25 protein-coding genes and 1 tRNA gene are annotated in these 25631 nt (G+C 68.6%); 4 read left to right on the top strand and 22 right to left on the bottom strand.

All coding sequences use genetic code 11. From position 1 onward, the window contains the following. Positions 1-146: 146 nt before the first annotated feature. From AB0C28_RS44390 to AB0C28_RS44365, 6 genes are all read right to left on the bottom strand, one after another. Complete coding sequence (locus AB0C28_RS44390) at positions 147-4022, bottom strand: DNA-directed RNA polymerase subunit beta' (protein WP_357862558.1); 3876 nt, start codon at positions 4020-4022, stop codon at positions 147-149. 17 nt (positions 4023-4039) lie between these two features. After that, a complete protein-coding gene (gene rpoB / locus AB0C28_RS44385) occupies positions 4040-7510 on the bottom strand; it encodes a DNA-directed RNA polymerase subunit beta (protein WP_358081921.1) in 3471 nt (1156 codons plus the stop codon). A gap of 446 nt (positions 7511-7956) precedes the next feature. Further along, on the bottom strand, positions 7957-8454 hold the full coding sequence (locus AB0C28_RS44380) for a hypothetical protein (RefSeq protein WP_358081918.1): 498 nt from the start codon (positions 8452-8454) through the stop codon (positions 7957-7959). Further along, the gene (locus AB0C28_RS44375; RefSeq protein ID WP_358081916.1) at positions 8451-8990 is read right to left on the bottom strand and encodes a hypothetical protein; all 540 of its coding nucleotides are present in this window, start codon (positions 8988-8990) and stop codon (positions 8451-8453) included. The genes AB0C28_RS44380 and AB0C28_RS44375 overlap by 4 nt, the downstream gene beginning before the upstream one ends. A gap of 203 nt (positions 8991-9193) precedes the next feature. Continuing rightward, positions 9194-10195, bottom strand: coding sequence for an ABC transporter ATP-binding protein (locus AB0C28_RS44370; RefSeq protein ID WP_357846624.1), 1002 nt, complete (start codon positions 10193-10195; stop codon positions 9194-9196). A 121-nt stretch (positions 10196-10316) separates the two neighbouring features. After that, positions 10317-10880, bottom strand: coding sequence for a TetR family transcriptional regulator (locus AB0C28_RS44365; RefSeq protein WP_357845326.1), 564 nt, complete (start codon positions 10878-10880; stop codon positions 10317-10319). 87 nt (positions 10881-10967) lie between these two features. Here AB0C28_RS44365 and AB0C28_RS44360 point away from each other — a divergent pair, with 87 nt between their 5' ends. Further along, positions 10968-11360 (top strand): nuclear transport factor 2 family protein, encoded by a 393-nt coding sequence (locus AB0C28_RS44360; protein WP_357845329.1) that lies wholly within the window; start codon positions 10968-10970, stop codon positions 11358-11360. An 86-nt stretch (positions 11361-11446) separates the two neighbouring features. Here the strand turns inward: AB0C28_RS44360 and rplL are convergent, their stop codons facing one another. The 10 genes from rplL to AB0C28_RS44310 all read right to left on the bottom strand — a co-directional run bounded on the left by rplL (position 11447) and on the right by AB0C28_RS44310 (position 18305). Then, complete coding sequence (gene rplL / locus AB0C28_RS44355) at positions 11447-11839, bottom strand: 50S ribosomal protein L7/L12 (RefSeq protein ID WP_185070580.1); 393 nt, start codon at positions 11837-11839, stop codon at positions 11447-11449. A gap of 71 nt (positions 11840-11910) precedes the next feature. Then, positions 11911-12435 (bottom strand): 50S ribosomal protein L10, encoded by a 525-nt coding sequence (gene rplJ, locus AB0C28_RS44350; RefSeq protein WP_357845332.1) that lies wholly within the window; start codon positions 12433-12435, stop codon positions 11911-11913. 240 nt (positions 12436-12675) lie between these two features. Further along, the gene (locus AB0C28_RS44345; protein ID WP_357845334.1) at positions 12676-13500 is read right to left on the bottom strand and encodes a DUF1396 domain-containing protein; all 825 of its coding nucleotides are present in this window, start codon (positions 13498-13500) and stop codon (positions 12676-12678) included. A 201-nt stretch (positions 13501-13701) separates the two neighbouring features. Continuing rightward, positions 13702-14679, bottom strand: coding sequence for a hypothetical protein (locus tag AB0C28_RS44340; RefSeq protein ID WP_358081913.1), 978 nt, complete (start codon positions 14677-14679; stop codon positions 13702-13704). A gap of 11 nt (positions 14680-14690) precedes the next feature. Next, the gene (locus AB0C28_RS44335) at positions 14691-15191 is read right to left on the bottom strand and encodes a SigE family RNA polymerase sigma factor (protein WP_357845339.1); all 501 of its coding nucleotides are present in this window, start codon (positions 15189-15191) and stop codon (positions 14691-14693) included. Positions 15192-15736: 545 nt separating this feature from the next. Beyond that, a complete protein-coding gene (gene rplA / locus AB0C28_RS44330; RefSeq protein ID WP_346103347.1) occupies positions 15737-16456 on the bottom strand; it encodes a 50S ribosomal protein L1 in 720 nt (239 codons plus the stop codon). 65 nt (positions 16457-16521) lie between these two features. Next, positions 16522-16953 (bottom strand): 50S ribosomal protein L11, encoded by a 432-nt coding sequence (rplK, locus tag AB0C28_RS44325; protein ID WP_106244322.1) that lies wholly within the window; start codon positions 16951-16953, stop codon positions 16522-16524. A gap of 118 nt (positions 16954-17071) precedes the next feature. Then, on the bottom strand, positions 17072-17842 hold the full coding sequence (gene nusG, locus AB0C28_RS44320; RefSeq protein WP_106244320.1) for a transcription termination/antitermination protein NusG: 771 nt from the start codon (positions 17840-17842) through the stop codon (positions 17072-17074). A gap of 67 nt (positions 17843-17909) precedes the next feature. Further along, a complete protein-coding gene (secE, locus tag AB0C28_RS44315; protein WP_181307797.1) occupies positions 17910-18155 on the bottom strand; it encodes a preprotein translocase subunit SecE in 246 nt (81 codons plus the stop codon). A 77-nt stretch (positions 18156-18232) separates the two neighbouring features. Next, positions 18233-18305, bottom strand: a tRNA-Trp gene (locus AB0C28_RS44310). A 168-nt stretch (positions 18306-18473) separates the two neighbouring features. Here AB0C28_RS44310 and AB0C28_RS44305 point away from each other — a divergent pair. Further along, positions 18474-19682: a pyridoxal phosphate-dependent aminotransferase gene (locus AB0C28_RS44305; RefSeq protein WP_357845344.1), complete on the top strand. Its 1209-nt coding sequence runs from the start codon at positions 18474-18476 to the stop codon at positions 19680-19682. Between the two features lie 73 nt (positions 19683-19755). Here AB0C28_RS44305 and AB0C28_RS44300 read toward each other — a convergent pair whose 3' ends face one another. Genes AB0C28_RS44300 through AB0C28_RS44285 form a run of 4 tightly spaced genes read right to left on the bottom strand, consistent with a single transcriptional unit; the run spans position 19756 to position 22335 of the window. Further along, positions 19756-20256 (bottom strand): hypothetical protein, encoded by a 501-nt coding sequence (locus tag AB0C28_RS44300; RefSeq protein WP_357845347.1) that lies wholly within the window; start codon positions 20254-20256, stop codon positions 19756-19758. A 44-nt stretch (positions 20257-20300) separates the two neighbouring features. Then, positions 20301-20903 (bottom strand): hypothetical protein, encoded by a 603-nt coding sequence (locus tag AB0C28_RS44295; protein ID WP_357845349.1) that lies wholly within the window; start codon positions 20901-20903, stop codon positions 20301-20303. Positions 20904-20932: 29 nt separating this feature from the next. Further along, entirely contained in the window at positions 20933-21838 is a 906-nt protein-coding gene (locus tag AB0C28_RS44290) for a PASTA domain-containing protein (RefSeq protein ID WP_357845352.1), read from the bottom strand. After that, positions 21835-22335 carry a SigE family RNA polymerase sigma factor gene (locus AB0C28_RS44285; RefSeq protein WP_358081910.1) on the bottom strand — a complete coding sequence of 167 codons (501 nt, stop codon included), beginning with the start codon at positions 22333-22335 and terminating at the stop codon, positions 21835-21837. The genes AB0C28_RS44290 and AB0C28_RS44285 overlap by 4 nt, the downstream gene beginning before the upstream one ends. Before the next feature lie 82 nt (positions 22336-22417). Between AB0C28_RS44285 and AB0C28_RS44280 the strand changes: the two genes are divergently transcribed. Continuing rightward, on the top strand, positions 22418-23440 hold the full coding sequence (locus tag AB0C28_RS44280) for an adenosine deaminase (RefSeq protein ID WP_357845358.1): 1023 nt from the start codon (positions 22418-22420) through the stop codon (positions 23438-23440). On the opposite strand, the gene AB0C28_RS44275 is transcribed toward AB0C28_RS44280, so the two are convergent. Beyond that, positions 23429-24220: a hypothetical protein gene (locus AB0C28_RS44275; protein ID WP_357845361.1), complete on the bottom strand. Its 792-nt coding sequence runs from the start codon at positions 24218-24220 to the stop codon at positions 23429-23431. The genes AB0C28_RS44280 and AB0C28_RS44275 overlap by 12 nt on opposite strands. Further along, a complete protein-coding gene (locus AB0C28_RS44270) occupies positions 24207-24746 on the bottom strand; it encodes an RNA polymerase sigma factor (RefSeq protein ID WP_346103334.1) in 540 nt (179 codons plus the stop codon). Before AB0C28_RS44270 ends, AB0C28_RS44275 begins: the two co-directional genes overlap by 14 nt. A gap of 124 nt (positions 24747-24870) precedes the next feature. Between AB0C28_RS44270 and AB0C28_RS44265 the strand changes: the two genes are divergently transcribed. Then, a complete protein-coding gene (locus AB0C28_RS44265; RefSeq protein WP_357845365.1) occupies positions 24871-25617 on the top strand; it encodes a methyltransferase domain-containing protein in 747 nt (248 codons plus the stop codon). Positions 25618-25631 lie beyond the last annotated feature (14 nt).

Raw genomic sequence — 25631 nt, 5'->3', positions numbered from 1 at the left:
GACAGCGTCTCCCTGGAGGGTCCTCAGCCACGTACGGCGTGTGGGGCAAGCTGGCGCCGCCGTAACAGAAAGAAGGCCCTGAAAAGCCGAGCGCCCGGCCCCTCAAAAGAGGGGGCCGGGCGCACAGACCACTGGCAATCAGAGAATCACCGGTTGTACTGGCCGAAGTCGTACTCCTCCAGGGGAACGGCCTCGCCGCTGCCGGTGCCGAAGGTGTAGTCGGCCGCGGAGCCGTCGTAGCCGCCCACGGTGTACATGGCGGCCTTGGCCTCCTCGGTCGGCTCGACCCGGATGTTGCGGTACTGGGGCATGCCCGTGCCGGCCGGGATGAGCTTACCGATGATGACGTTCTCCTTCAGGCCCAGGAGCGAGTCGGACTTGGCGTGGATCGCCGCGTCCGTCAGGACCCTGGTCGTCTCCTGGAAGGAGGCCGCCGACAGCCACGACTCGGTGGCCAGCGACGCCTTCGTGATGCCCATGAGCACCGGACGGCCGGCGGCGGGCGACCCGCTCTCGGCCACGGTCTCGCGGTTCATCTGCTCGAAGCGCGGACGCTCCACGAGCTCGCCGGGCAGCAGGTCGGTGTCACCGGACTCCAGCACGTTCACGCGCTTGAGCATCTGCCGCACGATGATCTCGATGTGCTTGTCGTGGATCGACACACCCTGCGAGCGGTAGACCTGCTGGACCTCCGCCACCAGGTGCAGCTGCACGGCCCGCGGGCCGAGGATGCGCAGCACCTCGTTGGGGTTGACCGCACCGGCGACCAGCTGCTGGCCGACGGTGACGCGCTGGCCTTCCTGCACGAGCAGGCGCGAGCGCATCGAGACCGGGTAGGCGATCTCCTCCGAACCGTCGTCGGGGGTGATCACGATCTTCCTGGTCTTGTCGGTCTCATCGATCCGCACGCGGCCCTCGGCCTCGGAGATCGGGGCGACACCCTTGGGGATGCGCGCCTCGAAGAGCTCCGTGACACGGGGCAGACCGTGGGTGATGTCGGCGCCGGCCACACCACCGGTGTGGAACGTACGCATGGTCAGCTGCGTGCCGGGCTCGCCGATCGACTGGGCGGCGATGATGCCGACCGCCTCGCCGACGTCCACGAGCTTGCCGGTGGCCAGCGAGCGGCCGTAGCAGGTCGCGCAGACACCGATCTTGGCCTCGCAGACGAGCGCGCTGCGGGTGCGGACGGTCTCGACGCCGGCCTCGACCAGCTTCGTCACGTGGTTGTCGTTGATGTCGACACCCGCCGGGACGATGATCTTGCCGTCGACCTCGACGTCCTCGGCCAGGATGCGGCCGTGCACGTTGGACTCGGCGTTCTCCGCCTTGACCAGGTTGCCGCTCGCGTCGCGGTCGGCCACGTGCAGCGGGACCGCGCGGTCGGTGCCGCAGTCGATCTCCCGCACGATGACGTCCTGCGCGACGTCCACCAGACGACGGGTCAGGTAACCCGAGTCGGCGGTACGCAGCGCGGTGTCGGCCAGACCCTTCCGCTGACCGTGGGTGGAGATGAAGTACTCCAGCACCGACAGGCCCTCGCGGAACGAGGCCTTGATCGGCCGCGGGATCGTCTCACCCTTGGTGTTGGACACCAGGCCGCGGATGCCGGCGATCTGCCGGACCTGCATCTTGTTACCACGGGCGCCGGAGTTGACCATCATCCAGACCGGGTTGGTCGCCGGGAAGGCGTTGACCATGTCGGTCTCGACGTCGGCGGTCGCGTGCGTCCAGATCTCGATGAGCTCCTGACGGCGCTCCTCGTCGGTGATCAGGCCGCGCTCGTACTCGCGCTGGACCTTGTCGGCCCGGCGCTCGTAGTTCTCCATGATGTCGGCCTTGTTGGGCGGCGCGACGACGTCGTCGATCGAGATCGTGACACCGGAGCGGGTCGCCCAGCGGAAGCCGGCGTCCTTGAGCGCGTCGAGCGAGTTGGCGACCTCGATCTTGGGGTAGGTCTCCGCCAGCTCGTTCACGATCGTGGACAGCTGCTTCTTGCCGACCTGGAAGTCGACGAAGGGGTAGCTCTCCGGCAGCGTCTGGTTGAACAGGCACCGCCCGAACGTCGTCTCCAGCCGGAGCGGGTCGCCCTGCTCCCAGCCCTCGGGGGCCACCCACTCGCGCGGCGGCAGGACGTCCTTCAGCCGGATCTGGATCTTCGCCTGGATGTCCAGCTCGCGGCGGTCGAAGGCCATCTGCGCCTCGGCGATCGAGCCGAACACGCGGCCCTCGCCGATCGCGCCTTCCTTCTGGGTGGTCAGCCAGTAGAGGCCGATGACCATGTCCTGGGTGGGCATCGTCACGGGCTTGCCGTCGGCCGGCTTGAGGATGTTGTTGGTCGAGAGCATCAGGATGCGTGCCTCGGCCTGGGCCTCAGCCGACAGCGGCAGGTGCACGGCCATCTGGTCGCCGTCGAAGTCCGCGTTGAACGCGGTGCAGACGAGCGGGTGGATCTGGATGGCCTTGCCCTCGACCAGCTGCGGCTCGAACGCCTGGATGCCCAGGCGGTGGAGCGTCGGAGCGCGGTTGAGCAGCACGGGGTGCTCGGTGATGACCTCTTCGAGCACGTCCCACACCACGGGGCGGGCGCGCTCGACCATCCGCTTGGCCGACTTGATGTTCTGGGCGTGGTTGAGATCGACCAGCCTCTTCATCACGAACGGCTTGAACAGCTCCAGCGCCATCTGCTTGGGCAGACCGCACTGGTGCAGCTTGAGCTGCGGGCCGACGACGATGACCGAACGGCCGGAGTAGTCGACTCGCTTGCCCAGCAGGTTCTGGCGGAAACGGCCCTGCTTGCCCTTCAGCATGTCGCTGAGGGACTTCAGCGGCCGGTTGCCGGGACCGGTGACCGGGCGACCGCGACGGCCGTTGTCGAACAGCGCGTCGACGGCCTCCTGGAGCATCCGCTTCTCGTTGTTCACGATGATCTCGGGCGCGCCGAGGTCGAGCAGACGCTTGAGCCGGTTGTTGCGGTTGATGACCCGGCGGTAGAGGTCGTTGAGGTCGGAGGTGGCGAACCGGCCACCGTCGAGCTGCACCATCGGGCGCAGGTCCGGCGGGATGACCGGGATGCAGTCGAGCACCATGCCGCGCGGCGAGTTGGTCGTGTTGAGGAACGCCGACACGACCTTGAGCCGCTTGAGGGCGCGGGCCTTCTTCTGGCCCTTGCCGCTGCGGATGGTCTCGCGCAGGTTTTCGGCCTCGGCGTCGAGGTCGAAGCTGATCAGGCGGTCCTGGATCGCCTGCGCGCCCATGCCGCCCTTGAAGTAGCGGCCGAAGCGGTCGCGCATCTCGCGGTAGAGCAGCTCGTCGCCCTCGAGGTCCTGGACCTTGAGGTTCTTGAAGCGGCTCCACACCTCGTCGAGCCGGTCCAGCTCACGCTGGGCGCGGTCACGCAGCTGACGCATCTCGCGCTCGGCGCCCTCACGGACCTTGCGGCGCTGGTCGCCCTTGGCGCCGGCGGCCTCGAGCTCGCCGAGGTCGCCTTCGAGCTTCTTCTGCCTGGCCTCGACGTCGGCGTCGCGGCGCTGCTCGATGTGCTGCCGCTCGACGGAGATCTTCGCCTCCAGCGAGGGCAGGTCACGCTCACGCATCTCGGTGTCGACATGCGTGATCATGTAGGCCGCGAAGTAGATGACCTTCTCCAGGTCCTTCGGGGCCAGGTCGAGCAGGTAACCGAGGCGCGAAGGGACGCCCTTGAAGTACCAGATGTGCGTGACCGGGGCGGCCAGCTCGATGTGGCCCATCCGCTCACGACGCACCTTGGCGCGAGTGACCTCGACGCCGCAGCGCTCGCAGATGATGCCCTTGAACCGGACTCGCTTGTACTTACCGCAGTAGCACTCCCAGTCGCGGGTCGGGCCGAAGATCTTCTCGCAGAAGAGCCCGTCCTTTTCCGGCTTGAGGGTTCGGTAGTTGATGGTCTCGGGCTTCTTGACCTCGCCGTGCGACCACTGACGGATGTCGTCGGCGGTCGCAAGACCGATCCTGAGCTCGTCGAAGAAGTTGACGTCTAGCATTTTGTGCGATCTCCCCCTCAGACTTCTTCCACGCTGCTCGGCTCACGCCGGGACAGATCGATACCGAGCTCTTCCGCCGCGCGGAAGACGTCCTCGTCGGTGTCGCGCATCTCGATGGACATGCCGTCGCTGGAGAGCACCTCGACGTTCAGGCACAGCGACTGCATCTCCTTGATGAGCACCTTGAAGGACTCGGGGATGCCGGGCTCGGGGATGTTCTCGCCCTTGACGATGGCCTCGTAGACCTTCACCCGGCCGAGAACGTCGTCGGACTTGATGGTCAGCAGCTCCTGCAGGGCGTAGGCGGCGCCGTACGCCTCCAGCGCCCACACCTCCATCTCACCGAAGCGCTGGCCACCGAACTGGGCCTTACCGCCGAGCGGCTGCTGGGTGATCATGGAGTACGGGCCGGTCGAACGCGCGTGGATCTTGTCATCGACCAGGTGGAGCAGCTTGAGGATGTAGATGTAGCCGACCGCGATCGGGTAGGGGAACGGCTCGCCGGAGCGGCCGTCGAACAACTGCGCCTTACCGCTCTGCTGCACCATCCGGTCACCGTCACGGTTGGGGATGGTGCTGTCGAGCAGGCCGACGATCTCTTCTTCGTGGGCGCCGTCGAAGACCGGCGTGGCCATGTTGGTACGCGGGGCCACCTTGTCGAAGCCCTTGTCGCGCAGCCGCTCGGCCCAGGCCTCCTGGACGCCGGAGATGTCCCAGCCCCTGGCGGCGATCCACCCGAGGTGGGTCTCCAGCACCTGGCCGACGTTCATCCGGCCGGGCACGCCCAGCGGGTTGAGGATGATGTCGACCGGAGTGCCGTCCTCCAGGAACGGCATGTCCTCGACCGGCAGGATCTTGGAGATGACGCCCTTGTTGCCGTGCCGGCCGGCCAGCTTGTCACCGTCGGTGATCTTGCGCTTCTGCGCCACGTAGACGCGGACCAGCTCGTTCACCCCCGGCGGCAGCTCGTCGCCCTCCTCGCGGCTGAAGACGCGCACGTGGATGACCTTGCCCTGCTCGCCGTGCGGCACCTTCAGCGAGGTGTCGCGGACCTCACGGGCCTTCTCACCGAAGATCGCCCGCAGCAGCCGCTCCTCCGGCGTCAGCTCGGTCTCGCCCTTGGGCGTGACCTTGCCGACCAGGATGTCGCCGGGCACGACCTCGGCGCCGATCCGGATGATGCCGCGCTCGTCGAGGTCGGCCAGGACCTCCTCGGAGACGTTGGGGATGTCGCGGGTGATCTCCTCCGGGCCCAGCTTGGTGTCACGGGCGTCGACCTCGTGCTCCTCGATGTGAATCGAGGACAGGACGTCGTCCTGGACCAGCCGCTGGGACAGGATGATCGCGTCTTCGTAGTTGTGGCCCTCCCATGGCATGAACGCCACGAGCAGGTTCTTGCCGAGCGCCATCTCACCGTTGTCGGTACAGGGGCCGTCGGCGATGACCTGGTTGACCTCGACCCGGTCGCCCTCGGCCACGATGGGCTTCTGGTTGAAGCTCGTGCCCTGGTTGGAGCGCTTGAACTTCGCCACCCGGTAGGTGGTGCGGGTGCCGTCGTCGTTCATCACGGTGATGTAGTCGGCGGAGACCTCCTCCACCACACCGGCCTTCTCGGCGCTGATGACGTCACCGGCGTCGGTCGCGGCACGGTATTCCATGCCGGTGCCGACCAGTGGCGCCTCGCTCTTGAGCAGCGGCACCGACTGGCGCTGCATGTTGGAGCCCATGAGCGCGCGGTTGGCGTCGTCGTGCTCGAGGAAGGGGATCATCGCGGTGGCCACCGACACCATCTGGCGCGGCGACACGTCGATGTAGTCGACCTCCTCGGCACGGGCGAGCTCGGTCTCACCGCCCTTGGTGCGGACCAGGACGCGGGGCTCGGCGAACGAGCCGTCGGAGTTGAGCGTCGTGTTGGCCTGCGCCTTGACGTAGCGGTCTTCCTCGTCGGCGGTGAGGTAGTCGATCTGGTCGGTCACCTTGCCGTCGACGACCTTGCGGTAAGGCGTCTCGACGAAGCCGAAGGCGTTGATCCGCCCGTAGGAGGCCAGCGAGCCGATCAGGCCGATGTTCGGGCCTTCAGGGGTCTCGATCGGGCACATCCGGCCGTAGTGGGACGGGTGCACGTCACGGACCTCGAAGCCGGCCCGCTCACGGGACAGACCACCGGGGCCCAGCGCCGACAGACGCCGCTTGTGCGTCAGGCCGGCCAGCGGGTTGGTCTGGTCCATGAACTGCGACAGCTGCGAGGTGCCGAAGAACTCCTTGATCGACGCCACGACCGGCCGGATGTTGATCAGGGTCTGCGGCGTGATCGCCTCGACGTCCTGAGTCGTCATCCGCTCGCGCACGACGCGCTCCATCCTGGCCAGGCCCAGCCGGACCTGGTTCTGGATGAGCTCGCCGACGCTGCGCAGGCGGCGGTTGCCGAAGTGGTCGATGTCGTCCACCTCGACGATGACCTCACGGTCGCCGGCGCCCGGCATCGACTCCTCGCCCGCGTGCAGGCGGACGATGTATTCGATGGTGGCGACGATGTCGTCTTCGGTCAGGGTGCCGTGCGTGATCTCGGCGTCGACGCCGAGCTTCTTGTTGATCTTGTAGCGGCCCACCTTGGCCAGGTCGTACCGCTTGGGGTTGAAGTAGAGGTTCTCCAGCAGGGTCTGCGCCGACTCCTTGGTCGGCGGCTCACCGGGCCGCAGCTTGCGGTAGATGTCGAGCAGGGCGTCGTCCTGGCCGGCCGTGTGGTCCTTCTCCAGGGTGGCCCGCATCGACTCGTACTGGCCGAACCGCTCGAGAATCTTCTCGTTGGTCCAGCCCAGTGCCTTGAGCAGCACGGTGACGGCCTGCTTGCGCTTACGGTCGATGCGCACACCGACGCTGTCGCGCTTGTCGATCTCGAACTCCAGCCAGGCGCCCCGCGAGGGGATCACCTTGCAGCCGTAGAGGTCCTTGTCCGAGGTCTTGTCGACATTGCGTTCGAAGTAGACACCGGGCGAACGGACCAGCTGCGAGACCACGACACGCTCGGTGCCGTTGATGATGAAGGTGCCCTTCGGGGTCATGAGCGGGAAGTCGCCCATGAACACCGTCTGGCTCTTGATCTCACCGGTGGTGTTATTGATGAACTCCGCCGTCACGAACATCGGGGCGGAGAAGGTCATGTCCTTGTCTTTGCACTCGTCTACGGAGTACTTGGGCGGCTCGAACCGGTGGTCGCGGAACGACAAGGACATGGTCCCCGAGAAGTCCTCGATGGGACTGATCTCTTCGAAGATCTCTTCGAGGCCCGACTGGGTCGGGACGTCCTTGCGCCCGGCCTGGCGAGCCGCCTCTACCCGGGCCTTCCACTTCTCGTTGCCGAGCAACCAGTCGAAAGACTCGGTCTGCAGGGCCAGAAGATCAGGAACTTCGAGAGGCTCCTGGATGCGCGAAAAAGAGACGCGACGGGGACCAGCGGGTACGGCGGAGGCGTTGCGCGAGGCTGCCAACAGATGTCCTTCCGAGGGCTCGCGGCGGACTGACTACACGCACGCCAGACAACCTCGCAACGTGAGCAAGCATCACGGGTCGTCAAAGGGCAGCGCAAAGGGGCAGTGTAGCCGAACGGCACACGCCTGTCCACTTCACCCTCGCTGCATGCTCCACGTTGGTCGCAGCATCGCCCGTTCAGGCGGAAACGTCAAGCCCACAAGCCCGACTTTTAGCCGACTCAGGGCCCGGACGCTGGGTTTTCTCCCCTGTGTGACTGATCGCCTACCGCCAGGCCCAAGACGATACCCGCGAACGGGGGCGGTTAACGCTCTGTCACACCGGGGGCCGAACCCATGCCGACAACCGGTGTTGCAGTGACTGGGATACCCCCGCCAAAGGCTTCGCTAAACCTGATTTTTGGTAACAATTGAAGGAAGCGACGCGCCCGCGATCTCTGGGGCCCTCATGCCGTACCCAGGAGGGTGGACAGGCCCGCCACCAGCCAGCGCGACTCTTGCCGCACCATGACGAACCTTGCCCGGTTCTGGGTGAACTCCCGCTGGAGTCCTTCTTTACCCGGGATCTCCTTGACCGTACCAGTGTTCATGAAGAGCAGAACCTCTACCCGGCCGGGCTCGGCGTGCTCGACTCCAACGTCCGTCACGTCCACCGTCTGCACGATCTTCTGCGCCTTGGCGCGGGACGCCAGGCTCTTGCTCAGCTCCTTGTAGTGCCCGGTCAGGTCGCCCGCCGTGAACGTCCCCGCGCGAGCCAGATCCTCCTCAATCGTCCGGTAGTCGTACGAGAGCAACTCGGGCGCGACCTTCTTGGCCGCGACCGTCGCCTCCGCCGCGGCCGCCTCCGCCGCGCGCAGGTCGCTCAAATTGACCCACATGGTCGGCACCATCACCCCCGCCACGAGGACGAGGGCGCCCAGCAGCACGATCGTGACGAGCCTCACGTCACCTGCACCACCTTCGACACCAGCCACAGCCCGCCGACCTTGCTCAGGTCCATCCGCCAGCGGTAGAACCGGTCCTGCGGCGCGCTCTTCGAGCCGTCCCAGCGGATCTCCACGTCGGCCACCACCAGCACCTTGGCCGCGGTCGCGGTCATCGAGACCAGGCCGGTCGCGCGCAGCACGCCGTGCTGGACGACCTTGTTCTCGACCGTGGTCGATTCGAGCTTGGCCGCGGTGGCGGTGTACTCAACCCTGGCCGGCCCCGTCGAGGTGTCGACGATGCGCCGCAGGTCGGCCGCCACCGTCCGGTAGTCGAGCGAGACCAGGTTCTTGGCGTGCACGCCCGCCGCGAGCAGCACCGCCTGCTTGTCACCCGCCCTGCCCTGCTCGTCGCGCGCCTGGACGGCGATCCACACGCCGGTGCCGACAAGTGCCGCCAGTATCCCGCTGAGCGCCGCGATCAGGATGCGAGCGGGCCGAACGGCGAGTCCGTTCATGGTGCCCACCCCCTCCTGGCCGGTCGCGTGCCGGATCATAACGCGACACCCGCTCGGGAAGTCCGCGAATCGACGCAGGCGGCATGAGTGGAGGCCCGGAGCGCCCCTCAAGGCTCAGGAAGCTTTCCTCGGGGAATCGGGCAAGGCCGTCGGATTTCCCGCGAATGCCTCCAGACGGCCCTCAGAGGCCCGCTGAGCGCCGTACGCGCCCTTATGGTCCTGGGATGACACCCGGCGGCTGTTCAGCCGATCCCGTGGAAGTGGGCGTTGACCAGGCGGGGGTACTCCTCCAGCCAGTTGCGGCCGCGTTCGTCCACGAACGACCCCTGCGGCGGGATCACGCCGTTGGCCGCCAGCCACGTGCCCGGCGGCTTCTGGGTGCGGCGGATCCGGTTCCCGCCGGGCATGAGCTGCGGCGGGATCGGCGGCAGCGCCCCGGGGTCGTGCCCCAGCTGCGCCTCGGCCTCCAGCTCGGAGACGTCCTTCTCCTCCGACATGCCGATGGGGCCGTGCTTCCTGGCGTTCAGGAACTGCCGCACCGCCGGCTCGTCGCTGGACAGCAGCATCTCGCGGGGGCCGAACATGACCAGCTCCCTGCGGAACAACATCCCGATGTTGTCGGGCACCGTGCGGGCGGTGTTGATGTCGTGGGTCACGATCAGGAACGTCGCCTCGATCTCGGCGTTCAGGTCCACGATGAGCTGGTTGAGCAGGGCCGTGCGCACCGGGTCGAGACCCGAGTCGGGCTCGTCGAACAGGATGATCTCCGGATCCAGCACCAGCGCCCTGGCCAGCCCCGCCCGCTTGCGCATGCCGCCCGAGATCTCCCCCGGCAGCTTGGTCTCGGCGCCGCGCAGGCCGACCAGCTCCACCTTCTCCATGACGATCTGGCGGATCTGGCTCTCGCTCTTCCTGGTCTGCTCGCGCAGTGGGAAGGCGATGTTGTCGTACAGGTTGAGCGAGCCGAACAGCGCGCCGTCCTGGAACAGCACGCCGAAGAGGCGGCGCAGCTCGTAGAGCTTGTCCTCCCTGCAGTTGGCCAGGTCGTAGCCGTCGATCCAGATGTGGCCGCGGTCGGGCCGCAGCAGGCCCACGAGCGTCTTGAGGAAGACCGACTTGCCGGTGCCCGAGGGGCCGAGCAGCACCGAGATCTCGCCCGGGGGCAGCGTCAGCGAGACGTCCTCCCAGATGACCTGCCGACCGAACGACTTGGTCAGCCCATCGACCACGACCTCGACGCCCACTGTCACCTTCCCGACGTTTCCCGGGATTTCAGGGGATTGCGCCCGGCTTCGGCGCTGCCCTCACCGTAACGGCGTCGCGGCGAATTGGACCGCCATCCAATAGCTTGTTACCGGGCGGTTATCAGGCATCCTGGTCGGCCAGCGCGCGCAGGGCGGGACGCAGCAGGCGGGCGATCTCCTCGCGCGGCACGTCGCGCAGCTCGTCCAGCTCCAGGAGCTGGTGCCCGACCGTGACGCCCAGCATGACGAGCGTCATCAGCGCCGCGCGCAGCCGCGCGTCCGCGCCGGGCGTCGCCGCGGCGAGCCGGTCGATCTGCCCGCCCAGCACCTCGCGCGCCGACGCGGCGGCCTCGGGATGGGTCAGCATCGAACGCATCATGGCCAGGGAGCTCTGGGGCAGCTCCCCCATCTTGGCCGACAGTGTGCCGAGCAACTCCTCGACCATCCCGTCCGCGTCCCGCTCGCCCTCGGCCACCGGCGTCACGCGCACGGCGCGCTGGAAGAGCTCCTGCTTGCTGCCGAAGTACTGCATCACGAGGGCGGGATCGACCTCCGCCGCCCTGGCGACGCCCCTGATGGTGGCGCGTTCGTAGCCGACCTCGGCGAAGAGCGACCTGGCGGCGTCGAGGATCCGGCCTTCTGTCCTGCGCCGCCTCTCGGCCCGCGGCAGCGGTCGCTCGCTCACGCGCCTGACTCTACCCGCGTTGACCGAACCATCCGATTCGCTCTACGCTCGTTGAGTCAACGCCTGTTGAGCGAAATGGGGTTCGTCATGTCCATCGAGGAGATCGTCACCGGCTACCACGCGGCCATGGTGCACAAGTCGGCCGACGAGCTGGCCGACCTGTACGCGGAGGACGGGCTGCACGAGTTCCCGTTCGGCGGGCTGCCGGCCTTCGAGGGGCGGGAGGCGGTGCGCGCCGGATACCGCGCCATGTGGGGCGCCTCGCCGTTCGAGGCCAGGGAGGTGCGGCGAGTGGCGCTGCACCGTACCGAGGACCCTGAGGTCGTGGTGGTGGAACAGGACACGCACGTGGCGGCGGGCGGCCGCACGATCACCGTCCCGGGCCTGCTGGTGCTCAGGATCAGGAACGGGCGCATCACGCACACCAGGGACTACATGGACACCAGCGCCATCGACCGGGTACGCGCCGCCGCGGGCTGAATATTGAATGGGCCCGGAACGCGAAAAGAGGCGGCACACCCGGCACCAGGGTGTGTCCGCCTCTTTCCGAAGAGCCGTTGCGTGAATTACTTCACGGTGACGGTGGCGCCGGCGCCCTCGAGGGCAGCCTTGGCCTTCTCCGCCTGCTCCTTGTTGACCTTGCCGTCGAAGACCGGCTTCGGAGCACCGTCCACCAGGTCCTTGGCCTCCTTGAGGCCCAGGGACGTGAGGGCGCGGATCTCCTTGATGACCTGGATCTTCTTGTCGCCGGCGGCCTCGAGGATGACGTCGAACTCGTCCTGCTCCTCGACCGCGGCGGCCTCGCCACCACCGGCGGCGGCGGGGGCGGCGGCGACCGCGACGGGCGCGGCGGCCTTGACGTCGAAGACCTCTTCGAACTGCTTCACGAACTCGGACAGCTCAAGGAGGGTCATCTCCTTGAACGCGTCGAGCAGCTCGTCGGTGCTGAGCTTCGCCATGATGTTTTCCTTACGTTTAGGACTTGCAGAAAACTAGGAACGGGACCGCGGTATGTGCGGCAACCCCCGTGTTACTCGCCGGACTCTTCGCGCTTGGCACGAAGGGCGTCGGCCAGCTGGGCCATCTGCGTGGGCAGAGCGGCGAACACCGCGGCGGCGGCGCTCTGCTTGGCCTTCATGGCACCGGCCAGCTTCGCGAGGAGAACCTCGCGGGACTCGAGGTCGGCGAGCTTGGTGATCTCGGAGGCGTCGAGCGTCTTGCCGTCGAGGACGCCGCCCTTGATCACCAGAAGGGGATTGGCCTTGGCGAAGTCACGCAGACCCTTGGCCGCCTCGACAACGTCACCGTTGACGAAGGCGATCGCGGTCGGACCGGCGAGCAGGCCGTCGAGGCCCGCAAGACCGGCCTCAGTGGCCGCGATCTTGGTCAGGGTGTTCTTCGCCACGGCGAACTTCGCATTCCCACCGAGAGAAATGCGCAGCTCCTTGAGCTGCGCGACGGTGAGACCGCGGTACTCGGTCAGAACGGCGGCGGCGCTGCCTTCGAACTCACGCTTGAGCTCGGCAACCGCTGTCGCCTTATCCGCCCTCGCCATGGGCCTCCTTCCAGATGTGCCACCGGCGAAGGGCCCCAGAAATGAGAACAGCCCCGGGCGCAGGGCGCACGGGGCTTCACGCACATGGATCACTCCATATGGGAAACTCGTATCACACCTGCGCGGGCCGTCCACAGAATGTGGATCCTTCGGTCGCCAGGCTTTGAGGCACCTGACGACGACCGGCGGTCTTCGGCAACGACCACACTACGTGTTGATCGCCGAGTTTCCAAATCGCTCTCAGTTGTTCGTACCCTTGGGCAGCTCTCCGACCTGGTCGGCGGGCGGCGTCTGGATGTTGACGGCCTTGTTGAAGTCCTTGAAGAACAGGGTGGCGTCGAGCGTGGCGCCCTCCTTGGAGCCGTTCAGCGCGAGCTTGCGCGGCAGCCCGTCGGCGCCCACCCAGATGTCGAACTTGACATCCTTCAGCTCGGCCAGGTTCTCGCGGGCCTGCTCCTGCTTGTCGGCCGGCAGCTGCTGCACGGCCACGTCGACGGGGAACGTCCCGCTGTAGTGGGTCGTGTCCTCGTTGTTGACGCTCTCGGTCCCGACGGACTTGACGTCCTGCGAGGCCGTGACCAGCTTGGTCATGTTGCCGAGGTCGAACTGCTGGATCTGGGTGAGGTACTGGTTCACCTGCGCCGAGTCGCCGCCCATCTCGCTCAGCGAGACCTTGATCCACGGCTTGGTGGCTCCCAGGAGCTCCTTCAGCGCCTCGACCTTGACGTACACGGTGTCGCCCTGCAGCACCGCCCGCACGCCACCGGGAACGCTCCGCCCGCCCATGTCGATGGTGTCCAGCGTGAGGTCGGCGGCCAGCTCGGGCTTGCTCTGGTAGAGCATGCGGCCCTGCACCTTGCCGTCGCCCTCCTGCCCGTGCGAGACGTTCACCACGGCGTCGACCGTGTAGCTGGTGACCTCCGACGTCTTCTGCGCGGCCTGCGCGAGCACTTCTGAGGCGGCCAGGTTGACCTGGATGGGCTGCGCGTTCGATCCACAACCGGCGACCGCGGCTACGACTAGCGCGGCTCCGGCCGCGGTCATACTTATCGTGCGCTTCAGCATGTTTTGACCTTACGTTTATGTCGTCCCGCTGTGGCGTCTTCCCCTCACAAATAAGGGAAAACCCAGGGTTATCCCTCACACGGCGCGCACACTTCCCACACAATTCCCGCCGTAGCCGCCCTCACCTGCAAGATCGTGCCGCCGTACGGATCCGGCGAAGTCCCGCGAAGTCCCGCGAAGTCCCGCGATTCGCCCGTGAGGTCACGGACGGCGTGTGGTCGCGGTCGGGTCTGAGGTCGCGGACAGGTCTGAGGTCGCGGACAGGTCTGAGGTCGCGGACAGGTCTGAGGTCGCGGACAGGTCTGAGGTCGCGGACGAGCCAGTAGACGCAGCCGAACCAGTGGTCGCGGACGAACCTGCGGTCGGGGATGGGCTCGTGGTGGTCGCGGAGGTGCCGACGGGCGGGTGGTCGTACACGCCGACCGCCCACGTGCCGGGCTGCTCGCCCACCTTCGCCGAGAGCCGTTCGCGCACGTCCTTGTGGAAGAGCGCACGCCCGGCCGCCTCCTCGTTGCACGGCCCCGGAGCCGGGACCCGCAGGCAGCGGCCGAGCTGCTCGGCGACCTCGACGACGGGCGCGTCCGGGGGGAAGACCCACACCTGTATCTTCTGCGGGCCCTTGAGCCATCCGGTGGGCGCGGAGAGATGGTCGTGATGGCCCCCTCCCCCGTTCCCGCACCGCCCGGACGTGCCGCCTCGTTCGCCGCCCTTGAGCGGGCCCGAGAGGACGAGCCAGGCGTTCGGGTCGCCGCAGACCACCTTGAAGCCGGTGTCGGTGCTCGTCGGGGTGAACGTCACCGTCCTGCCCACGCCCGTCGTGGTGAAGCGCTCGGCGTGCAGGAGGGGGATGGAGTACCTCTTGGCTCCGAGGACGATGGGGTAGGTCTCGGGAAGCTCGGGGCCCGTCTCGACCTGCGCGGAGTCGGGCTGCCGACCCACCGCGGCCCGTTCATCCGGACGGACGAGACCCGTGCCCGTGATGGAGCCCGTCAGCAGGACGGCGGCGGTGGCGGTGGCGGTGGCCGCCAGTGCCGCTCCGGCGCTCAGCACCCGCCTGGTCGCACGCGTCCGACGCCCCCGCCGGACGATCCGGTCGAGGTGCGGGCTCGGTTCCGCGCCGGCCCCGTCGTTGGCGCGCTCCTCCAGCAGCGCGCGCAGGCCGCTCTCCGTACGCCTCATCGCTGTCTCCCTCATCGCTGCAGCTCCTCAAGGTGCATCGTGCGGATGTCCGGATCGACCCTGAGACGGGTCAGGGCCCTGCCGAGCTGGCTCTTGACCGCGCCCAGCGAGCAACCGACGATGTCGGCGACCTGGGCGAGCGTGCGCCCCTCGAAGTAGTGCAGGACGATCACCGCCCGCTGACGCGGCGACAGGGCGCCGATGGCGTTCCACAGCGCCGCCCGGTCGTCCGCCACGGCGGTCTGATCGCGCGGATCGGCCGTCTCGGGAAAGGTCTCAACCGGCACCTCACCCCGCCACAGCCGCCGCCACCACGAGGCGTGGGTGTTCACGATGATCCGATACACGTACGGGTCCGGATTCCCCTCGATCCGCCGCCAGGCCACCCACGCCTTGGCCAGCGCCGTCTGCACCAGATCCTCAGCCGTGCCCCAGTCCCGGGTCAGGAGGTACGCCATCCGGCACAGCCGTAAGTGGCGGTGCGCCACGTACTCGGCGAACCCGTCATCCATCAGTCATCTCCGTCTCATCGGCTCCAGCGATGACTACCGGCCGGCCGGCACATTCGGTTGACAGCCTCTGCGAACGAGTTACATCACCCCATTCGGGAAACCCTCGCGAACGACCGGCACCACCGTCCTCCGGAGCCCGTCGCGGACGACCTGTCGGCACCGCCCTCCGGAAGCCCACCCCAGACGACCAGCGGCCGCGACACCGCAGTCTGGCAGCCCGCCGAAGACGGCAGCCGACCTACACACCCGGAGAGCTCCAACCGAAGGCACAGCCAGCAGAGGCGGCCCGGTCGTCCGGCGACGCCACAACGAAGACGGCTTTGTGGGGCCCGCCCGGCGCGGCAACCCAGCGGCGGCACGACGGAGACTGCCCCGACAGAGACAGGCCCGGCAGCGGTCCGGTCAGCCATCCGCGACTCTGCGGATACGGGTCGGTGGCGGCTCCCGCCCCGGTCAGTCGATCAGCCCCGAAAAGGGTCGAGGACGCAGAACGCCCCCGCCCGGCAGAACCGGACGGGGGCGTAAGTGAAGCGCTGCGGGAGCGGTCAGCTCTCCAGCTCGGCCGTGAGGCCGCGGGTGACGTTGGGGTCGACCGGGACGCCCGGGCCCATCGTCGTGGAGAAGGTGACCTTCTTCAGGTAACGGCCCTTGGCCGCCGACGGCTTGAGACGGAGCACCTCGTCGAGGGCGGCGGCGTAGTTCTCGATGAGCTGGCGCTCGCCGAACGACGTCTTGCCGATGATGAAGTGCAGGTTGGCCTGCCGGTCGGTGCGGAACTCGATCTTGCCGCCCTTGATCTCCGTCACGGCCTTGGCGACGTCGGGCGTCACGGTGCCGGTCTTCGGGTTGGGCATGAGACCGCGCGGGCCGAGGACGCGGCCGAGGCGGCCGACCTTGCCCATCAGGTCCGGCGTGGCGACCACGGCGTCGAACTCGTTGAGCCGGTTGCCCTTGGAGATCTCGTCGATCAGCTCGTCGGCGCCGACGATGTCGGCGCCCGCCTCGCGGGCCGCCTCAGCACGGTCGCCGGTCGCGAAGACCAGGACCCGGGCGGTCTTACCGGTGCCGTGCGGAAGGTTGACCGTGCCGCGCACGATCTGGTCGGCCTTGCGAGGGTCGACGCCGAGCCTGAGTGCGACCTCGACGGTGGCGTCGAACTTGGTGGTCGACGTCTCCTTGGCCAGCTTCGCGGCCTCGACGGGTGTGTAGAGCTTGTCGCGGTCGATCTTGGCGGCCGCGTCTTTGTGCGCCTTGCTGCGCTGCATGTTGACTCCTTGTGGTGTCCGGGCCGATCGCGGTGCCGGCCCTCCCACGACTACGGGGAAAGGTCTCAGTCGGCGACGGTGATGCCCATCGACCGGGCGGTGCCGGCGATGATCTTCTCGGCCGCCTCGATGTCGTTGGCGTTGAGGTCGGGCATCTTCGTCTCGGCGATGCTGCGCAGCTGCTCGCGGCTCAGCTTGCCGACCTTGTCGCGGTGCGGGACCGCGCTGCCCTTGTCGAGACCCAGGGCCTTCTTGATCAGCTCGGGCGCCGGCGGCGTCTTCGTGATGAAGGTGAAGCTGCGGTCTTCGAAAATGGTGATCTCAACGGGGATGATGTTGCCCCGCTGAGCCTCCGTCGCAGCGTTGTACTGCTTGACGAAGTCCATGATGTTGACGCCGTGGGGACCGAGGGCGGTACCCACGGGCGGCGCCGGGGTGGCCTGTCCAGCGGGAAGCTGGACCTTCACCAATGCGGCGATTTTCTTCTTCGGAGGCATTAGTCCTTCTCCGGGTCCTGATTGCGATGCCGTCAGGGTCGCGGGTGCGCCCCTGACATGTCGGAGGCCGCCCTTCGCGTGAGGCGGCCAGCCGAACGTCTAAGTGTATGTGATCGTCTCAGATCTTCGAGACCTGGTTGAACGAGAGCTCCACCGGGGTCTCCCGGCCGAAGATCGACACGAGCACCTTGAGCTTCTGCGACTCGGGGCTGATCTCGCTCACCGAGGCGGGCAGCGTCGCGAACGGGCCGTCCATGACCGTGACGGACTCGCCGATCTCGAACTCGACCGTCGGGCCCGCGGACGCCTTGGTGGTGGCCTTCTTGGCCTCTTCCGTCGGCTCGGGCGCCAGCAGCTTGGCGACCTCGTCGAGGCTGAGCGGGCTCGGCTTGTTGGACAGGCCGACGAAGCCGGTCACGCCGGGCGTGTTACGCACGGCGGCCCAGGACTCGTCGGTCAGCTCCATGCGCACCAGCACGTAGCCGGGCAGCACCCGCTCCTTGACCGGGACCTTCTTGCCGCTCTTGAACTCCTGGACGGTGTGCGTGGGCACCTCGACCTGGTAGATGTAGTCCTCCATGTTGAGCGAGACGTTGCGGCTCTCGATGTTGGACTTCACCCGGTTCTCGTAACCGGCGTAGGAGTGGATGACGTACCACTCGCCGGGCTGACCGCGCAGCGAGCTCTTGAACTCCTCGACGGGGTCGACCTCGGGAAGTTCCTCACCGTCGTCGTCGACGGTGGAAGCCTCGACCTCGGCCGCCTCCTCGTCGCTCTCCTCGACCTCGGCCTCTTCCAGAGCCGCCTCGGCGGACTCCTCAGTGGCCTCTTCCAGCTCGTCGCCCCACTCGTCGCGGGACCCGTCAGCCGGAATTGAAGACTCGGACACGGTGACTCTTCCTCTTTCGTGGTAATCGAATGGCGACCCCGTCAGGCGACCACCGCCGGAGTCTCGGTCAGGATCCGCCGAAGACGCGGAGGACCGCCCATCCCAGGGCACTGTCGAGCCCGTACACGATCGCAACCATGATCAGAACGAATATCAGAACGACCGTGGTGTAGGTGATGAGATCCTTGCGTGTCGGCCAGATGACCTTACGAAGCTCGTTGACGACCTGCCGGTAGAAGAGGGCAGGAGTCGTGCGCGCCTTCTTGTCGCCACTAGGCTTGTCTGCGGTCTCGCCGCGCGTGTCGATCGCCACAGTCCTCACCTGATCCGTCGTATCCAACGCAGTATTGCGGCGCGCTTACACGCCAAGCATTGCGCGGACCGCACTCGCAGGGCACGAGGGACTCGAACCCCCAACCGCCGGTTTTGGAGACCGGTGCGCTACCAATTGCGCCAGTGCCCTATGTCGTTGACCAGACTACCCTGATCGACTCACTGCCTGGACCGAACCGCTCGCCGACATGCGGCGGAAGGACCAGGCGAAAGCATACGGGGGATTGCCCGGTACGTCGAACCAAAACCTGATCGCCCAGGTCACGCCCGCGTGTGGGCCGCGTGGGAACATGGACGCATGTCCACCCGACCCCGCATCTCCGCGAGAATTTCCGCGATTTCCGAGTCCGCAACGCTCGCCGTGGACGCCAAGGCGAAGGCGATGAAGGCCGAAGGACGGCCCGTCATCGGCTTCGGCGCCGGCGAGCCCGACTTCCCGACGCCCGGCTACATCGTCGAGGCGGCGATCGAGGCGGCGCGCGACCCGCGGTTCCACAAGTACACGCCCGCCGGCGGGCTGCCCGAGCTGAAGAAGGCGATCGCGGCCAAAACGCTGCGCGACTCCGGCTACGCGGCCGAGCCCTCGCAGGTGCTCGTCACCAACGGCGGCAAGCAGGCCGTCTACCAGGCGTTCGCGACGCTGCTCGACCCGGGCGACGAGGTCCTCGTCGTGGCCCCCTACTGGACGACCTACCCCGAGGCGATCAAGCTGGCCGGGGGCGTCCAGGTCGACGTCGTGACCGACGAGTCCACCGGCTACCTGGCGAGCGTCGAGCAGCTGGAGGCGGCCCGCACCGAGCGGACGAAGGTGCTGCTGTTCGTCTCGCCGTCCAACCCGACGGGCGCCGTCTACTCGCGCGAGCAGACGATCGCGATCGGCCGCTGGGCGGCGGAGCACGGCCTGTGGGTGGTCACCGACGAGATCTACGAGCACCTGATCTACGGCGACGCCGAGTTCACCAGCATCGCCACCGCCGTCCCCGAGCTGGGCGACCAGGTCGTGATCCTCAACGGCGTGGCCAAGACGTACGCGATGACCGGCTGGCGCGTGGGCTGGCTGATCGGCCCGTCCGACGTGGTGAAGGCCGCGACCAACCTGCAGTCGCACGCCACCTCCAACGTCTCCAACGTGGCGCAGATCGCCGCGCTGGCGGCGGTCTCCGGCGACCTGTCGGCGGTGGCGGAGATGCGCGAGGCGTTCGACCGCCGTCGTCAGACGATGGTGCGGATGCTGAACGAGATCCCGGGCGTGTTGTGCCCGGAACCGAAGGGGGCGTTCTACGCATATCCCTCGGTCAAGGAGCTGATCGGCAAGGAGCTGCGCGGCCGGCGGCCCCGGTCGTCCGCCGAGCTGGCGGAGCTGATCCTGGAGGAGGCCGAGGTGGCCGTGGTGCCGGGCGAGGCCTTCGGCACGCCGGGTTACTTCCGGCTGTCCTACGCGCTGGGTGACGAGGACCTGGTCGAGGGCGTCAGCCGGCTGAGCAAGCTGCTGTCCGAGGCCCGCTGATCCGTTCAGGGCCGGTTCGCGCGGTTCCGACCTGGTCGGGGCCGCGAAGGGAAGCGGTGGTGGCGGGGCCGGGTCAGGCCGCGGTGATGTCGGCGGCGATCAACCTGATCTCCGTGGCCAGGCCGGGCGTCGCGCCGATGTAGACGGCGGTGCCCGGCCGCTCCAGCCACATGAAGTTGCGCATGCCCGTACGTGTGATCCAGCGCAGCGCCGGTTTGCCCTGGTACAGGGTCAGCGTCGACCTGGCCACCAGCGTGGAGAAGCGTTCGGCCGTCTGGACCCCGCACACCACGCCGACGTACACGCGCTCGTCGTCCTCGCGCCAGATCCGGCCGCGCACCTTGAGCCGCTGCCTGAGCGAGTCGAGACGGGCGAACCTGCCGGCGTCGTCGAGCCCGGGGATCTCGGCGGGCACGTGCACCTTGGTGTCGTCGCAGGACAGCGAGGCCATGTTCTTGCGGGTGATGACCGGCTTGGGCGGGGGCAGGGTCGCCTGAAGCGGCGGCGTGGGGTCGCCGCCGACGCCGCACGCCGTCAGCGTGAACATGAGGAGCACCGCTGCCAGCCGCCGCATCGACCTCCCCTTTGACGTGAGCGGATTACCGGGGGAAAGGGCTCCTAGTCTCCTACACGAGCCCTGATGGAGGCGGCAATAGCGACGAGATCGTCACTGAGCGGATCGCCGACCCTGACCCACGCGCCCGTGCCGGGACGTTCGAGCCAGACGATCACCCGGCCGCCGTCGGGATGCCGGCCGGCCAGGGCCGGTCTGCCGCGCACGGTGACGGGACGGGCGGCCGACATGGCGACGCGCTTACGGTAGCGGTCCCAGCCGGCGGCGATCGTGCCGTGTTCGATCTGGATCTCGACGAACCGGCCCGCTCCGCCGAACCTGGCCCAGGCCCCGCTCTCGACCCCGGGCCGCCGCGCGAGGACGCCGCCACCGACGCGTTCGAGACCCGAGGGCAGGTGGGTGAGCCACAGATCGCCGGAGACCACCGCGAGCGCCCTGACCGGCCGCGGCCCCACCGCCCCCGCCGCCGCCCCCGGCTCCTCGGAGGTCGGTACGGGCGCGGGGCGCGGGGTGGGCAGGGCCAGGCGGGGCGGGCGGCCGAAGCCCGAGGAGAAGAGCCCGTAGATGATGAGGGCCGTCACGCCCAGCGCCATCGCCGCCAGAGCCGCGCGGGCGCCCTGGCCGAGCTCGTGTCCCTCGGGGATCATCCCCCCATGATCCCCCGCCCGAGCCCTCCCTACCGTACGTTCGGCCGGTCGGGACGTACGCCCTCAGCGATCCTGCGCAACTCGGCCTCGCCGTCGATCTCCTCGCTGTAGCCGGCTTCGAGGCACACCTGGACGACCAGGTCGTCACGCACCTCCCAGCCGATCGTGAGCAGCCCGCGCTCGGTGCCCCGCGGCACGACCTCGCCACCGTCGGCGACGGTCGCCAGCCACGCCCGCCTGCCACCGACGTCCACGCGCTCGGCCTCCCCCTGCCCGGGGAACTTCTCGACGGCCTGCCTGGCGGCCTCGCCCGTGAACACGAACACCTGCACCGCGAACGTGCCGTGATCGGCGTCCGGCCGCTGGAAGCTGGTGGTGTAGCTGTGCTTGCCGAACCTGTCCTTGGCCGACCATTTGCCCCATACGAGCCCTTCGGGCAGATAGCCGAGGCGGATGCCGCCGAACTCGCGCCCGTCGCCCAGGTCGCCAAGGTCCTGGGGCGGTCTGTCGCGCGGCGCGAGGGTGAGCCTGACGTGGTCGCCGGGAGCGGCCCGTTCTCCGGCGGGCGGCCGCTGCGTGAGCACCAGGTCGTTCAGGATCTCCGATCCGGAGAACTCGGCCCGCAGCCCGGCCTCGCGCAGGATCCGCGCGGCCTGCGCCGCGCTCTTGCCCGTCACGTCGGGAACGGTCACGTCGTCGCGCACCATGACCCGGTCCTGACGGGCGGCGGCGTCCCCGCCGCCCAGCGGTAGGTGGTCCAGCGTCACCGGTACGGCCACCGCCACCGCGGCGGTGATGAGCGCCGCGCCGGCCGCGCGGAGCCTGAGCACTCGGGCCCGATGCCGGCCGCGTACGGCCGATCCCAGGCCGGGCGCGGCCCGCACGCCGGCGACGTGCGCGCGCATGGCGTCGGCCAGGTCGTCCTCGATCGTCATCTGCTCACTTCCTCTGCCATGTCCATGTGTTCGCGGATCCTGGCGAGCCCGCGCGCCGCCTGGCTCTTGACCGTGCCCACCGAGCAACCGAGCAGGGCGGCGGTGGACTGCTCCGACTGGTCCTCCCAGTAGCGCAGCACGAGCACGGCCCGCATCCTGGGCGGCAGCCTGCGCAGCTCCCGGATGAGCGCGTCACGCAGGTCGAGGTCGGGTGAGTCCGCGGCGGTATCCGGCGGCCGGGCGAACATGATCTCCTTGATGACCTTGCGCCGCCGCGCTCTGCTGATCGCCGCGTTCACGACGATCTTCCGCGCGTACGCCTCGGGGTTGTCGCGCCGGATGCGCGGCCAGTTCCGGTAGACCTTCTCCAGCGCGTGCTGGACCAGGTCCTCGGCGTCGTGCGGCGTCGCCCCGCAGACCAGGATCGCGGTGCGCAGCAGCGAGGTGCTCCTGGCGGCCAGGAAGTCGTCGAAGGCCGCCTCGTCGTCATCTGTCATCAGCATCTGTCATCAGCGAGGGTCCCCTTTCGCCCTCCCCAACGCGCCGACCCGCCCGGAGGTTGAGTGGCAAGATATGCAGATGCCACGGCCCCTACATGCCCTTCCCAAGGCCCATCTTCATCTGCACTTCACCGGCTCGATGCGGCACTCGACGCTGATCGAGCTGGCCAGGGACCAGGGGCTGCATCTGCCCGACGCGCTGGAGCAGGACTGGCCGCCGAAGCTGCGGGCGACCGACGAGCGGGGCTGGTTCAGGTTCCAGCGCCTGTACGACATCGCCAGGTCCGTGCTGACCCGTCCCGAGCACGTCTACCGGCTCCTGCGCGAGGCGGCCGAGGACGAGGTGGCGGCCGGGTCGCGGTGGCTGGAGATCCAGGTCGACCCCTCGGGGTACGCCCAGCGCTTCGGCGGGCTGACGGCCACGCTGGAGCTGATGCTGGACGCGGTGCACCAGGCGGCCACGCACGCGGGCATCGGGATCGCGGTGATCGTGGCGGCGAACAGGACCCGTCATCCGCTCGACGCGAACACGCTGGCCCGGCTGGCCGTCCAGTACACCGACAAGGGCGTGGTCGGCTTCGGGCTGTCCAACGACGAGCGGCGCAGCCAGGCGAGAGACTTCGAGCGGGCGTTCAGGATCGCCAAGCGCGGCGGGCTGCGGGCCATGCCCCACGGCGGCGAGCTGATGGGGCCGCGCAGCGTCGCGCAGTGCGTCGACGACCTGGGCGCCGACCGGGTCGGCCACGGCGTGCGCGCGGCCGAGGACGACTGGCTGATGCAGCGGCTGGCCGACCGGCAGATCTGCTGCGAGATCTGCCCCACCTCCAACGTGGGGCTGGGGGTGGTCGAGCAGGCCGCCGACGTGCCGCTGCGCCGGCTGTTCGACGCGGGGGTGCCGATCGCGCTGGGGTCCGACGACCCGCTGCTGTTCGGTACGCGGCTGCTGCGGCAGTACGAGCTGGCCAGGGACGTCTACGGGTTCAGCGACGCGGAGGTGGCCGAGCTGGCCCGCCAGTCCGTACGCTCGTCCACCGCCCCCGAGACGGTGCGCAAGGAACTGCTCAAGGGTGTGGACGACTGGCTGACGTCGTCACCCGAGTGACTCGGCGACGCGGACGGCCTCCTCCTTGCTCCCCGCGCCCTCCAGGCGGTAGTTGAGCGTGCCCTGCTGCCAGACGAGGGTGGGGGCGGCCTGGCGGAGCGGGACCTCGGTGCCGTCCTGGCGGCGGATGTAGCCGAGGGGGTGCGCGCCGGGGAGCCACCAGGCCGAGCGCCCGCCGACCATCGCGTGGTCGGGGTAGGGCGGGCCGAGCTTCTTGAAGAAGTACGGGTCCATGGCGCCGTCGAACTGGTCGAGCCGGATGCCGTCCGGCCAGAACATCGACACCACCCTGCCACCGTCGGAGACCGTCACCCGTTGCGGGGGGCCGAGGGCGGAAGGGGTTCTGACCGGGAAGCGCGCCTGGCCCGCGACGGCGGACGGCGGCACGGTGTGCTCCCCTGGGAGCCCGGCCGTGGTGGTGACGGGCGGGGGCGGGGTGTCCCCGACCTGCAGCTCGATGCCGGCGAAGCGCAGGATGTACGCCACGGCGGCGCGGCCCTGGGGGGTGGCGGCCGTGACGGTGACGACGGCGACGACCACGGCCGCCACGACCACCCACCGCCTCCCACGCCGCCCCAGCGCCCGGGGATGCGGCCTTACCGGCGTGGCGATCGGCCCGTGCGCCGGGTCGGGATCGGACTCGGGAGCCGGGCCGGGCTGTTCGAGGCGGGCGCGGACGGCGGCGGCGACGTCGGTGGGAGGGGGTGTGGGCGTGTCGAGGAGGTCGCCGAGCGCGACGAGTTCGGCCTCCAGGTCGTCGAAGGGTTCACGCGAGTTCACCGCCCACCTCCTCCCTCAGCCGGGCCAGCCCCCGGTGCGTGCTGGACTTGACGGTGCCGACGGGCCAGTCGAGCACCTGCGCGGTCTCCGCCTCGCTCAGCTGTAAGAAGTACCGGCAGACGACCGCCTGACGTTCCCGTTCCGGCAGCCCGCGTACGGCGGCCAGCAGCCGCGAGCGCCGGTCGGTGGCCACGGCGGCCCCCTCGGGGTCGTCGGGCGCGACCGGGTCGGCGCCGGCGGCGAGGCGCAGCGCCAGGTCGGAGCGCCGCCCGCGCGAGCGGGTCAGGTTGTGGGTCTCGTTGGCCACGATGCGCAGCAGCCACGGCCGGAACGGCGCGTCCCTGCGGAAGCTCGGCAGGTGCCGGAACGCCTTGACGAACGCCTCCTGGACGACGTCCTCCGCCTCGTCCCCCGCTCCCAGCATGGCGGCGGTACGGTGGGCGAGCGCGCTGTAGCGGGCGACCAGCACCTCGTAGGCGGCCAGGTCACCGTCGAGCGAGCGCGTAACCGCCTCGTCGTCGTCCATGACGAGTCAGATTCCACCGCATCCCGGGCAGTTGGGAAAGGGCGTTTCGCTGATCGTGTCATCCTCATGACGATGCGGGGCATTAGACTCGGGCAATCCATGAGCCCCTTGAAGGAACGGGAATATGTCTTCTGGGTATGACCGTGTAGTGCAACCGGCGGCCGGTGACGAGGCCCTGGAGAACCACCTGGGTGGGGACGAGGCCAAGAACTACCGGCAGTACGAGTTCGACATGGTCGCCCCGCATGTCGGCCGCTCGATGCTGGAGATCGGCTCGGGGCTGGGCCACTTCGCCGAGCAGTTCATGCCGCGTCTCGACCGCCTGGTCGTGAGCGACTTCGACCCCTACTGCGTCGAGCAGCTGGAGAAGCGCTTCGCCGACCGCGACGACATCAGCGTCCTGCAGTTCGGCCTGCCGACGGACATCCCGCTGGACGACAAGGTCGACACCGTCGTCATGATGAACGTCCTGGAGCACATCGAGGAGGACGCCGAGGCGCTGCGCTCGCTGGCGCGCGTCACGCAGCCGGGCGGCCGGATCATCATCTGGGTGCCGGGATATCCGCAGCTCTACGGTGACTTCGACCGCAAGGTGGGTCACGTCCAGCGCTACACGCCGAAGACGCTCGGCACGACGGTGGCCAAGGCGGGGCTGGACGTCGAGGTGCTCAAGCCGATCAACTTCCTGGGCGGCATCGCCTGGTGGGCGGCGGTGCGCCGGGGCGGCGTGGGCTATCCGGACCCGCGGCTGGTCAAGATCTACGACCGTACGGTGGTGCCGACGACGCGCTTCATCGAGCGGTTCATCACACCGCCGTTCGGCCAGACGGTGTTCTGCGTGGCCCGCGTGCCCCAGCCCAAGCAGGACTGAGGCGGCCCGCCCCG

The sequence above is a fragment of the Nonomuraea sp. NPDC048892 genome, from assembly GCF_040649735.1.
Lineage (GTDB): Bacteria > Actinomycetota > Actinomycetes > Streptosporangiales > Streptosporangiaceae > Nonomuraea > Nonomuraea maheshkhaliensis.
Note: the sequence above shows the minus strand (reverse complement) of the source record. Positions and strands in the feature narration are given on the sequence as shown.